The sequence below is a fragment of the Nostoc sp. FACHB-888 genome (genome assembly GCF_014696655.1).
Lineage (GTDB): Bacteria > Cyanobacteriota > Cyanobacteriia > Cyanobacteriales > Nostocaceae > Nostoc.
The window spans coordinates 1-12,840 of record NZ_JACJQM010000034.1 but is presented as its reverse complement, the minus strand read 5'-3'; the positions used below and the strand labels follow the sequence as shown (position 1 = coordinate 12,840).

8 protein-coding genes are annotated in these 12,840 nt (G+C 38.2%); 3 read left to right on the top strand and 5 right to left on the bottom strand.

Going from position 1 to position 12,840, the window contains the following annotated elements:
- The first annotated feature begins 1,482 nt into the window (after nucleotides 1-1,482).
- Together H6G26_RS20670 and H6G26_RS20665 are read left to right on the top strand one after the other, a co-directional pair.
- Complete coding sequence (locus H6G26_RS20670) at nucleotides 1,483-3,462, top strand: scytonemin biosynthesis sensor histidine kinase (protein ID WP_190731041.1); 1,980 nt, start codon at nucleotides 1,483-1,485, stop codon at nucleotides 3,460-3,462.
- A 140-nt stretch (nucleotides 3,463-3,602) separates the two neighbouring features.
- A complete protein-coding gene (locus tag H6G26_RS20665; protein ID WP_190731040.1) occupies nucleotides 3,603-4,538 on the top strand; it encodes a response regulator in 936 nt (311 codons plus the stop codon).
- Nucleotides 4,539-4,825: 287 nt separating this feature from the next.
- Here H6G26_RS20665 and H6G26_RS20660 read toward each other — a convergent pair whose 3' ends face one another.
- The 5 genes from H6G26_RS20660 to H6G26_RS20640 all read right to left on the bottom strand — a co-directional run bounded on the left by H6G26_RS20660 (nucleotide 4,826) and on the right by H6G26_RS20640 (nucleotide 12,248).
- Nucleotides 4,826-6,028, bottom strand: coding sequence for an AAA family ATPase (locus H6G26_RS20660; protein WP_190731039.1), 1,203 nt, complete (start codon nucleotides 6,026-6,028; stop codon nucleotides 4,826-4,828).
- A gap of 443 nt (nucleotides 6,029-6,471) precedes the next feature.
- Entirely contained in the window at nucleotides 6,472-7,635 is a 1,164-nt protein-coding gene (argJ, locus tag H6G26_RS20655) for a bifunctional glutamate N-acetyltransferase/amino-acid acetyltransferase ArgJ (protein ID WP_190731038.1), read from the bottom strand.
- A gap of 155 nt (nucleotides 7,636-7,790) precedes the next feature.
- Entirely contained in the window at nucleotides 7,791-9,305 is a 1,515-nt protein-coding gene (locus H6G26_RS20650; protein ID WP_190731037.1) for an ATP-binding protein, read from the bottom strand.
- 18 nt (nucleotides 9,306-9,323) lie between these two features.
- Entirely contained in the window at nucleotides 9,324-11,300 is a 1,977-nt protein-coding gene (locus tag H6G26_RS20645; protein WP_190731036.1) for a PAS domain S-box protein, read from the bottom strand.
- Nucleotides 11,301-12,083: 783 nt separating this feature from the next.
- Nucleotides 12,084-12,248, bottom strand: coding sequence for a hypothetical protein (locus H6G26_RS20640; RefSeq protein ID WP_190731035.1), 165 nt, complete (start codon nucleotides 12,246-12,248; stop codon nucleotides 12,084-12,086).
- A 156-nt stretch (nucleotides 12,249-12,404) separates the two neighbouring features.
- Here H6G26_RS20640 and H6G26_RS42085 point away from each other — a divergent pair.
- The coding region (locus H6G26_RS42085) for a hypothetical protein (RefSeq protein WP_206757549.1) at nucleotides 12,405-12,840 on the top strand (436 nt) is incomplete at its 3' end.

The window sequence follows — 12,840 nt, the reverse complement described above, 5'->3', positions numbered from 1 at the left end:
AGCGCAGTAACAAAAAATTTTTACCAGAAGCATACAGCAATCAATACTGTGCTTCTTGTGACCAGAATAGAAGAGATAAAGACTGTTGTGCAATCAAAAATCCTTTGATGGGGGTGTCAAATCTTTCGCTTCTACTATATGACTACAGTGCTTAAGTAGGCCGTTAGGGAAAAACTAAACCATATAAAAGCTATGCAAACGAGCTAATAAGCTTAATTCAAGGCTTTCTCATAAACTTTACGAAACTTAATATAGTTAAGTTTAATAACGCCGACCTAATTAATGAGACGCTTGCAGAGGTGCTTGTTTTGTGATGTCTACTACAAACAAAACCTATTTGCAATGAAAAATCTTTTGATGAGGGTATTAATTCTTTCGCTTTTATCGTGATTGCGACATTTTTAACTTAGACATTTTGAAACATTGATATACCGGGATCGCCGCTAAGACACATTACCAAATTTATAATAGACAATCTTTTGATCTAGTTGTCAATTCTTTTGTTTCTAGATTCCCCCTAACCTACGCCACTTGCTACAACCGGGAGAACCTTCAAACTCCTCTTTTTCGGGGGGGTGATCTTTTGTAAGGTAAGCCCTATAAGTCTTTCAGCCTTACTTTGAAGAAGTTAACTTGTAACGCTAAAGACATCATAACTTAACTTTTATCTTTCTTTTGAGAGATTGCTAAAAACTAAATATTTGTACTGCTTGATAAAATTTATTAGATTTTGATGTGAAATATAGCACGATTACCGTATCCTATCAAAATAAATGTTCTCTATATAACAAAAAATTACAAAATACACGTAAAATAACCGTGATATCTCTAATACAAATGTATTTCTGAGGACGGATGACCAATCATATTCTTCTATAGTTAAATTCCTGAGAGAGTAGGTTAAGATAATTTAAGAAAATAAATTGAGGAAGAAAATTTGTTCATTTAAGCCAAGCCCAGCACCGCAAATTGATTTATGCTGACAATGAAACGACTCTACACCAGTAGTTCGCTAAAGTCTTTAGTTGGGGAAAGGTTGAAGGATAAAAATTCGTATACTTTAACCTTTCCTCTCTCAAAACCCAGCAATTTTAGGTTGGTGAACCATTAGCTTTGGTGCAGGTCTAGTTTAAATGTAAAATATCTTTTCTACTTTATATATTAAGAGTTTTGAACTCTTACCTAATAAGATTTATCGACTAATCTAGATTTGATTGGTCTAAGGTTTGTGTAGCTATAAAAAACTGTTTAGATAAGTAATAAATTTTGAATACTTTAGGTTTTTTTTAGGAGAATTTAGTTTAATAATTCACTGTTTATTGGTATGATAAGTTTTGTAAACCTGATTAGTAATATTTTTTAATTTACTAACTAATCTTAATTTTTTAATAGCCTAACGGTGTCCTAAAGATTTTAGTAAGTTATGACTATTAACTCGTTAATGGCTATGGTACTGATTGATTACCAGGAGGAAGTAGGAATATGAATTCTGGCGACTATACATTGGCTAGATCAAAGAATCAATCGGTACTACAACCAGAAGTAGAGATGAAGTTTGCTCACTTCCTAATAAATCACTCTGTAGATGCTGCTTTCTGTTTAGGAGAAAACGCACAGTTTCTCTACGTCAACGATGCCACTTGTCGGATGACTGAGTATTCCCGTGAGGAATTACTTTCCATGAGGCTGCATGATATAGACGTAGATTTTTCTCTACACAATTGGTCAGATATTAGCTTACAGAGTTCCCTTACCTTTAAATCTCGCTATCGGGCAAAAGGAGGTCGGATATTTCTAGCAGAAATATCCATTAGCCATGTAAAACAACAAAATATGGAATTTGGCTGTGCTTTTGCTCGTGAGATAAGTGATGAAATAGTAGAACTGAGCGTGCAAAAGTGGACAGATGAATTAAGGGATGCCAAAGACAATTTGCAACAGGAATTTTATCAACTCAAGGCAAAAGAAGTAGAACTTGAAACATCTCTTTCTTTACTTCGTTCTACTCTCGAATCTACTGCAATTGGTATTGTTGCAGTTAACTTCGAGGGAGATATTCTGAGCTTGAATCAGAAATTTGTGGATATGTGGCAGATACCGGAGTCTCTAATACTATCTAAAAAATGTCCTCGATGTAAAGCTTTTTTTGAGAACCAACTTAAAGATCCACAAGCTTTTAGTCGGTTGATTTGGGAAGTATCTAGCCAATCTGATTTCGAGAGCTACGACATTCTAGAGTTGAAAGATGGGAGAGTTTTTGCACATTACTCTAAGCCCCACTTATTAGAAGGGACAATTATTGGTAGAGTATGGAGCATTTGGGACATTACTGAATCGAAACGGACTGAAGAAGCATTACGGCTGAACGCAGTTAGATTTCGGACTTTAGCCGAAACGACAGATACCAGCACTTTTTTGATTCAAGGTGCGCGGCTTTGCTATATAAATCCAGCAGTAGAGCAACTCACTGGCTACACAAAAGAGGAACTACTAACAGGCTTTGATATTCGCCGACTGATTAAAAGCAAAAAACGCAGACAGATACGTAAGCAGGGTGAAGCAGCTAACTTTGAATATCAGGAGATGAGTATTCTGACAAAAAACGGCACAGAGCGCTGGCTAGCTTGTGCGGTTGTAATGCTGGATGGAGGGCTGGATTTTGGTGGAAAACCAGTAGAAATGGTTGCAGGCATAGATATTACCGATTACAAATATGCAGAATTAGGTCTTAACCAAGCTTTAGAACAAGCAAAACAACTTAGCGAACTTAGAGCGCGTTTTCTTTCTATGGTTTGCCATCAATTCCGGACACCACTGAATATTGTTTCGTTTTCTAATAGTTTACTAAAGGAAGAAGTAGACAAACGTACACAAAAGAAAATACAACCGCTACTGGATCACATTCAAAAAGCCACCGAACAACTCAGCCAGATGTTGGATGATATTTTGTTCTTCTCTAAAGCAGAAGCAGCAAAAATAAACTGTGAACCAAAACCGCTTGAGTTAGTTGAATTCTGTAATGATATAGTTACACAAATGCAGATGAGTGTTAGCCAAATTCCGATTAATTTTGTGAGTCAAGATAACTCTTTAACAGCCTGCATTGATAAAAAACTTTTAGAGCCGATTTTAAATAATTTGCTCGACAATGCAATCAAGTATTCTCCCTCAAATATTGCAATTGATTTTAAACTTTCTTGCAAAAATGAGAAAGTAATTTTTCAGGTAAAAGATAAGGGGATCGGTATTTCAGTTGCAGATCAACAACGAATATTTGAGCCATTTTACCGTGGTAGTAATATTGATAGTATACCTGGTACTGGATTAGGACTATCAATTCTCAAAACCCTTGTAGATTTACATCACGGTCAAGTTTCTGTAGAAAGTCAAGTTGGTGCAGGCACTACATTTACCGTAATGTTGCCATTAAGCAAATCAGAGTTTAATAGTTCCGAGTTATGAGTGTTGAAATTAAGATAGTTGTTAAGTACTAATTAACAATCATAACTCTCGGAACGAAGTCATTTATCTCATGCCTATTTACATACTCACCAAAGAGTATAGTAAGCAGCTTCTGTAAAAAGTTATGGTAATACAAAATTATGTACGAATCGCCAAAAAAAATTCTCGTTATTGAAGATGATAACGTTACCCGCAATCTTTACTTAAAAGGTCTTGAGGCTAAAGGTTTTGATACGATAGGTGCTAACAGCGGTGTTGCTGGTATCCAACAAGCACAAGAGCATATACCCGACTTAGTGATTTGCGATATCACGATGCCAGATATGGATGGTTATAACGTTTTAACTACACTACGCCAAGATCCCGTTACAGGAATTATTCCTTTCATTTTTCTGACTGGCAGTAGTACCAAAGCAGATGTTCGCAAAGCTATGGAATTGGGAGCAGACGACTATCTTACCAAACCCTCTACACTAGACGAATTGCTCAGAGCGATCGCTATTCGCTTGCAAAAGCAAGCTACACTCCAATACTGGTGGGCTATGAAATCTGAAAAAGCTCCAAAATCAGTATTTGCAGATCATACTACAGCGATCGCTGGAGGTGTTAGCGTTAGTGTTGGCAGAGCCTCTGGTACAGAAGCCTCTGCTAGAGAAGCCTCTGCTAGAGAAGCCCCTGATACAGAAATCATGATCCCTCCTAAATCAATCTTTCCCTACATTCCCCAATTAAAAGAAGTTTTCGACTTTATCGAAGCCCATTATCATCAAGGAATTACTTTGTGTGATGTGGCTGTTGCTGTTGGTTACTCACCTGCTTACTTAACTAACCGAGTAGCAAAGCAGACAGGAGAGACTGTAAACTGCTGGATTGTCAAACGCCGGATGGCGGGCGCTCGTTTTCTACTCCAAAATGATGATCAGACAGTCGAGAAGATAGCGAAAGCATTGGGCTATCAGGATGTGTCCCATTTCTCTCGCCAGTTTCGCCAACATCACGGTTTACCTCCCCAAGCTTGGCGCAAAGAGCATCAACTTGTATCGCAAAAACAGGTAAAATTTTGGCAAAATTGCTGATAAGCTGTTACGCATTTAACTTGAACATTTACGTGAAAACTGATGACCGATGACTGATGACTGATAACCATTAACTGTCAACAGTTAACAGTCAACAACGGTCAAGTCAAGAGTGTTTATATCCCCATTATCAAAACAATCGGGTCTAAAACCGAACTTCGTCCCGCTACGCTAACGCCTTTGAAGGCGAAAAGTTTTGTCACGGGGTTAAAACGCTGTGATAAAACGTAATTGCGAATTGCGAATTGGTTTATCCCTTAGCTTCAGAGTGTAAGGAGTTACCTAATTCAAATAAATAGCTGCGTAAATTCATACATTAAATCCACCCTGCCCTTACGTAACATGGCTGGATCTAATCTTTCAGTAGTGTTGCAAGTCATCAAGACAACTAATCGTTGCTGCATTTGAATCCCAGACTCATCAATTACACTTTGATACAAAGTGCCATCCAGTAAACTCAGGATGTGTTCGGTTTTGTTATTGTATTGAGCTACCTCGGAAGCACGATTTTGCGCTAGATTATCAGCTTCGTTAATAACGATACAGATACGCTCTATATAAGTCGGTGGGACAAAGTTAGCGATCGCATCATGATCTAAAATAAAAATTACATACCCTAAAGGTACAAGAATTTCTTTTGCTACGGCCTGTGTCCAGACCGTTTTACCAGTACCTGGTTGTCCATGTACAACAACCGCTAACTGGTTTTGATTAAGAATCGCTTGTTGTACAGAATCAGTAAAACTTTGAATATCTGCCGGAAATGTGCGAATGGGAAATTGACTATGAACCTTGCCTACACGACTTTGATATCCACTCAGCATAACTGCTAAGTCGTAAGTCGCTTTGTTAATTAGCGGCGCGAGATTTTTCGCCATTATAGTATATTGTCGTCGCCCGCGATCGTAGGGATCAATTTGCAACCAAACGTCATTCTTCGACCAGTAAGCATAAACAGTATTGATAACATCTAAACGTTCCCAGTTAACAAATTTATCTATAGGGAAATAAAAATCTCTTTCTGAGTAATACTGGGTAATAATATCGGGATTACCCAACACACGTAAAACTCGTAATACAGTAATTTCTTGCAGTCGGTTAAGAACATAGTCAATGGGGATACTACTACGGCTAACAAATTGAACAATGGGTGTTTCCGTACTTAAAACATCTTTGTAGCGATGATCCGGTGATTGAGGATCTGGCGTGATGTAATTCCAAAACTTTTCAACTTCGTAACGCGTATTATCAGATACAACATTTAATAAATTAGCCCACCAAGCATAATTATTTCGTCCCAAAACATCAGCAACATTACTTGCTAAATTCAAACTTTTTTGAGTTAATTCGCGGGAGTCACTATACAACAGTTGCCACAAAAACCCCCAATCTAATTCTCGGTTAAACGGTCGCCAACCGCTAGCAAGCAAGCTTTGCCGGGCATTATTTGTAGGATTGCCTTCATTACTTCTAAAATAGTCAAAATCCATATTTGTCAGTTGTGCAGCGTTAATCGAGTTATTTTGTGTTAAGTAGGAGATTTTAAAAAATTTTCTCGTAATATCAACTAATTACGTACAAATGGTAATTTTAGTTTCACAGTGCTGTACTAGCTAGGAAGTCTTTTTAATTTAACTCATCATCAATGTAGCACAATATAATACACAACAACTACTTGGATCAACTTTTTTGACAAAGCAGTTAACTCTTAATGTACTTGCGCCACTTATCCATCTGTAGTTAAGCTCATCCCACTCGGTTAACTGTCAACGGCATCGGGGTGTCTCTCATCCCATGTTTAAAAAGAGTAGGTTTTCCCGATGCCTTATAAAAAGGCATCGAAAATTAGGGATGGTGCGTTAGCCTACGGCATAACACACGCTACAAAACTGCTGGCGGGGTGGGGTTTTGATGAGGTATCTCTTCTTGTTAATCAAGTTGAGTATTTGCCATTAATTTCTATATAACCCTCTGAAAGATCGCAACCCCATACAGTTGCAGAGGCTTCACCAATATTGAGACTAACGTGGATATTTACTTGATCTTTGGACATAATTTGTCGCAACTGTTCCAGATTTTCATTAGTTAAGCTATTAGGATAAACTTTTACATTATCAAAGCTAATAACAACTTGTTCTGGATTTATTTGCTGTTCATTTTCACATTTACCTATAGCCATAGCAACTCGTCCCCAATTTGGATCTGCTCCATAAACGGCGGTTTTTACTAATGGTGAATTCACAATTGCTTTAGCTACTGTTTTAGCTTGTGCATAATTAATCGCTGAATCTACAGTCACCTGAATAATTTTGGTAGCACCTTCTGCATCTCTGGCAATTTTTAGCACCAATTCTTGTGCAACTTCTTGCAATGCGCTGGCAAAATCTGCTTCTGAAACTTCACCAGCTATTCCATTAGCTAGAATCACGGCGGAGTCACTGGTAGAAGTGTCAGTGTCTACGCTCAAGCAGTTAAAGGTTTTATCTATAGTAGAGCGAAAAATAGCACGAAGGCTATTTGGAGAAATTGCAGCGTCAGTAAAAAAGAAAGTTAAAAGGGTAGCCATATTAGGCTCAATCATGCCAACACCTTTAGCAATTCCTACCAGCTTGGTATTGCCTATTTGCCGTGTAGCTAATTTCGGCACTGTATCGGTGGTCATAATTCCACGGGCTGCTGCATGAAAATCAGCATCAGTCAAGTTCTTCCCCAATCCTAATAAACCCGCCCGGATTTTTTCAATCGGGTAACGTCTGCCAATTACACCTGTAGAAGCTATGACAATGTTATGTGCAGCAATTCCAGTTTCAGCTGCAACTAATTGCAGAACCTCTTGAGCATCAGCGATGCCAACAGAACCATTAGCTACATTTGCATTTTTAGATATAACGACAATTGCTTGTGCTTGTGAATCTTTTAAGTTATTGCGACTAATAGTAACACTTGGCCCGGCAAAAAGACTTTGAGTAAAGACTCCATCAGCAACACAAGGAACTGATGATTTAATAAATACAAAATCATCAGTTTTATCTCGTATTCCCAAATTAGTAATAAATGCACTAAAACCTTGAGGCATGGAAGATATAATTGATGACATTTTTTTTGAATTTAATAATTTTGATTAATTATCTCATATCATTTACAAAAATATTTATGGCAAATAAATTGCCTGTAAGATAGTCTAGATAGATGTAAGCTTTTAGCAACCTATCTATAACAGAAAATCCATAAAGTTTTCATAGAACTTCAAAGCTATAAATCAGTTAGTATGACAGTAAATGTCGTCCAGCCGTTACCGCTTTCTACTTGAATGCTTCCTTGCAGTTGTTTGACTAATTTCTCTACTATAGATAAACCTAATCCCGAACCACCTTGATTCCAGATATCTGCATTGGGGAGGCGATAAAATTTATCAAATATCCGTGGTAGCTCTGTTACCGGAATTTCTGCTGAATTACTGGTAATAATAATAGTTTTTGCGGGCGCTTCCGAGGAATTGTAACGTACGCTTAGGGCAATTTCACCACCCGCAGGTGTGTATTTACAGGCATTATTGAGCAATTCTACTAAGATTCGTTCCAAGCTAATACCATCTGAGAACAACGGCGGAAGATTTGAAGGGAGATTCAACTGTAGAGTTTGCTGATGTTTTTGAACACGGATTTGAAATGGCTCAATAACCCAAGGTAACCACTGTTGTAAGAGCAACGCATCAGGTGCAATAACTGGATAAGATGAGCTTTCCAGCCGTTGTAAGTCTAGTAGATCGTTAATTAATTCTAGCTCGCGATCGCACTCACCTTCCATCAGTTCTAGATAGCGTTGAGCTTCCTCAGTACCAGGAGATAATTGTATCATTTGAATCATTAACTTTATATTACTCAGAGGCGATCGCAGTTCATGGGAAACTAAATTCAAAAAGTCATTTTTAAGTTGATTTATCTCCTGCCATTGCACTACAAGTTGCTCTTGCTCACTTTGTTTTTGGCGCGCCTCAATAGCTCGTTTTTGCTCAGTTATATCTCGAAAAACTAACACAGCGCCTGTAATCTTATCTTGATCATCCTTAATTGGTGCGGCACTATCATCAATTGGTATTTCTCCACCTTGTTTAGTAATTAGAATAGTTTCTGCTGGAAGACTGACGATAATCCCATCTTGAAGGACTTTTACGATCGGGCTTTCAATAGAGTTATGAGTTTCTGCATTAGCAATATTGAATATTTCTGATGAATTTCTGCCACAAGCTTCTTGCTGTTTCCATCCGGTGAGATTTTCAGCAACAGGATTCATAAAAGTTATCAATTCTTGCATATCACTAGCAATCACACCATCGCTAATACTTCTTAAAAGGGCATCCAACCATTTTTTATTTACTTTTAATTGCCTTTCTAAACCATGTTTAGTCAAAGTTATTTCAATATTTGTTTGTAGTTCTCTTTCTTTAAAAGGTTTGATTAGGTAGGCAAACGGCTCAGTTATCTTAGCTCGTTCCAATGTATTTTCATCTGCATAAGCAGTCAAATAAATTACTGGGATATCCAAACGCTTATAAATTTCTTGGGCAGCTTCTATCCCGTCCATTGATCCTTTTAGCCTAATATCCATTAGTACTAAATCAGGGGATATTTCTACTGCTTTATCGATTGCTTCTTCTCCTGAAGAAGCGATAGCAGGAACTGTATAACCGAATTTGGTAAGTCGATACTGTAAATCTTTAGCAACAATAGCTTCATCTTCCACAACTAAAATTTTTGCGTTTGCCATCTTGTAGTTATTTTATATTTAACTTAATGTAAATACCATATGGCATTCTACTCCACTAGTACCTTTTATATGGAGATTTCCTCCAAGTTGATTGGTTAAGGCATCTACTAACTGCCAACCTAAAGATGCCATATTTTTGAAATTAAAATTTGATGGTAAACCAATTCCATTATCACTAACTACCACTGTAACCTGATGATCCTGATTTTTTTGAATTCCGATATAAATCGTACCATTTATATCTTTTGTAAATGCATATTTCAATGAATTGGATACAAGCTCATGGATAATTAAGCTACAAGGAATTGCTGTATCTAAGCCTAAAAACAGTTGCTCATCGATATTTATTGTCAGAGCGATCGCATCTTCATCGGCTTCGTATGCACTAAATAAACTGGCTACCAAATCTCGGATATATTCACCAAAATCAATTTTTGCTAAGTCTTGAGACTGATACAATTTTTCGTGAACTAGAGCCATTGATGCAATCCGTTGTTGGCTTTGTTTGAATATTACCAAATCGTCTTTATCTTTGATATAAGCAGATTGCAAGCTTAACAGACTAGAAATAACTTGTAAATTATTTTTGACACGATGGTAAATTTCTTTTAATAACACCTCTTTTTCTAAGAGTGATGCTTTGATTTGCTCCTCCCACTGCTTGCGATCGCGCTGCGCGGCTTGCCGTTCGGTAATGTCTTCGACCACAGCAATAAAATACTTTGGCTCCCCACTAGGTTCACGCATTAAAGATACGGTGAGATTAACCCAAACTGTGGAGCTATCTTTGCAGAAATAGCGCTTTTCCATTGAGTAAGTTTGAATCTTATCTGCTAAAATCTGGTCAACATATTTCAGGTCGGCGTTAAGATCATCTGAATGAGTAATATCTTGGAAAGTTAGCAACTGTAGTTCTTCGGGTGTGTAACCGACAATATCGCAAAGCCTCTGGTTAACTAACAACCATCTTCCATCTATATCTACATGGGCGATGCCAACAGCAGCTTGATGGAATGCAGCCCGGAATCGCTGTTCACTTTCCCGCAATGCTTGTTCTATTCGCTGGCGCTCAGTAATTTCTGCTTGTAGTGATTGATTAATTCTTTTTAACTCTGCTGTCCGTTGCTCAACCTTGTTTTCTAGTTGGTAAAGTAAGCTACTTAATGCCTCCTCTACTTGCTTGCGCCCAGTAATGTCAGTATGTGAACCTGCCATCCGCACTACATTACCGTTTTCATCCCACAGTGCCTGACCTCGATCTAAAATCCATTTATAAGTGCGGTCTTTACATATAACTCGATACTCAGCAATATAAAACGGTGTCTTTTGAGCAAAGTGATCTTGAACTGCTTGTGTCACCCAGTTAAGATCATCAGGATGCACTCGTGTCAGCCTTTCATCTAAATGGTTAGAAATTTCGTGGTCTTCGTAACCGAGCATTTCTTTCCAGCGAGCCGAGAAGAAAACTTCATTGGTTTTAACATTCCAGTCCCAAATTCCATCATTATTGCCGCGCAAAGCTAATTGCCAGCGTTGTTCACTTTCCCTCAACACCTCCTCAGTCCGTATACGTTCAGCAATTTCCTTTGCTAGTTGGGAATTTGCAGTTTCTAGTTGGGCAGGACTCGGTAGAGCCAGTGCTTGGGGTATTAATGGCACAAGTTCTACAGCTGTCAATACGGAGACGAAAGCGGTGATAGCTTTAATTAACCCTGATAGCCAATAGGTAGGGTACCAAAGCGTCCACACATCCATTAAATGGGTTGTGCCACAAGCAATGATGAATGTGCCAAACATCAGGAACATCCAGCCGAAAGGTATATCTCGCCGTTTACGGACAAAATAAACCAACATCACTGGAATTGAATAATAAGCAAGTCCAATTAATACATCTGAAACTAGGTGCAACCAGACCAATTCTGGTTTCCAGAGGTAGCAATGTCCGTGGGGAATAAACTGACTAGTAGAGAAAAAATTATTTAAAAATTCCATCATAAAAATCTATACACTGCACAAGTCTTTACCAAAGTCCAAAGTGTAATAAAGCAAGAGGCTTTGAGCTTAAGCACCTTTAGTAGAAATACAGACGCCTAGAGTGTGGCTTCTCATACTCTTTATGAGAACACGTCCGGCGTTTGTCAGAGCTTTCTTGTACTAGCGTTAGCCTAGTACAGAATAAAAGTTGAGGCTTCTACATTCTGTATTTGTCACCCTTTCTGAGTTTTTTAACCTGATAAGGTAAAGTTTATTGAAATTAAAGTACCGCGATCGCTTTGGTTTTTGTTACCGTAGATTCTCTGAAATGAACTCTTTGATATATAAATACCTTCACGAAATCACAGTAATATTTCGCTTATATAATATAATTAATACTTACATTGTAAGTATATTTTTCCCTTAGGAGGTTACTTAAAAAGTATTTTACTGCCCATCGCCAAGTTCCATCAGCGCCTTACCAGCTTTAAAAACGGCTCTCTCCGCTTTGCCTTCCAGGTGCAGGCAGTAAGCGTAGCCCCTTCAATGCAGACATACATCCATTCTGCGTTTTTCGTATAATCCAAGCTTTGGGATGTTTCCGGTTTGGGTACAAATAAGGAGAATTCTTTGAGTTGCATTTTTGCCGTTTGCACCCTGATGAAAATTATCAGTTTACATAGTGTGTGACCTTAACCGAACCGTATTGGATCGCCTCTTGTAAAATCTGACTGCGGCTTTTCCCTGTCTGGTGGCATATTTGGTCTACTTCTTGCATTTGTTGAGGGTGAATCTTCGCCGCGATTAGCGGGCGTTGGTTCTGAGACATGGGTTAACTGCGGTTAACTCATGATGGTAGCAGATGGGGGAATGCGATCGGTTTTTCTGGATATCCAGAAAAGGAAGTTGCTCGCCTTTTGAGTTGTGATCGCGCCATTCTTTCACCCGTTGATATCCTGATTTAGCCATGCACGTCTTCCATTGGGTCTACTCGACCAATGCCCAACTCAAACAATTTAGTTTTTACCCCATCGCGGTCAATGCAGTAATAGTATTTTTATCCCGAATATTTGCGAGGTAGTACCCTGACTTTCCTCCATTAATTCGGAATAATTCAATTACCACTTGTCCCTCAGTAATACCATAAACTGTATTGATGTCTTTGTGATTTGTTGTGCTGGTGGTTACGAAGGTTTCAAGGTTTTTGATAAACCAACGCCCACTCCTGCATTCAAATATGCGAAAGTAGCTTGGGTAAATAATGGTGATATCCATAAGATATTGCGATCGCTTTCATATCATGTCTGGCTAATTAGTTACAGTTACCACATCTGTGCAAAAATCGGAAAACCCTCTTTCTCCCCTGCTCCCTGCGGTCTTAATGATAAGTCATTAATTGGTTTTCTTAAAAGCTCTATAAATTCATTTACCTTTAATTTTCTGTCAACAACCGCGTCAATAGCGTTTAGTGCAAGAAATAATCTGAGGTCAAGCCAAGGTTTGTGGACAGTAACCCAATCCTTTGATGAAATTTTGCTGGAACGTTTCTATCTCCTCTTTT

Bases quoted from the DNA above. Each gene is read 5' to 3' on its own strand.
- H6G26_RS20645 (WP_190731036.1), bottom strand. From the start codon at position 11,300: ATGATGGAATTTTTAAATAATTTTTTCTCTACTAGTCAGTTTATTCCC.
- H6G26_RS20670 (WP_190731041.1), top strand. From the start codon at position 1,483: ATGAATTCTGGCGACTATACATTGGCTAGATCAAAGAATCAATCGGTA.
- argJ (WP_190731038.1), bottom strand. From the start codon at position 7,635: ATGTCATCAATTATATCTTCCATGCCTCAAGGTTTTAGTGCATTTATT.
- H6G26_RS20640 (WP_190731035.1), bottom strand. From the start codon at position 12,248: ATGGCTAAATCAGGATATCAACGGGTGAAAGAATGGCGCGATCACAAC.
- H6G26_RS20650 (WP_190731037.1), bottom strand. From the start codon at position 9,305: ATGGCAAACGCAAAAATTTTAGTTGTGGAAGATGAAGCTATTGTTGCT.
- H6G26_RS20665 (WP_190731040.1), top strand. From the start codon at position 3,603: ATGTACGAATCGCCAAAAAAAATTCTCGTTATTGAAGATGATAACGTT.
- H6G26_RS20660 (WP_190731039.1), bottom strand. From the start codon at position 6,028: ATGGATTTTGACTATTTTAGAAGTAATGAAGGCAATCCTACAAATAAT.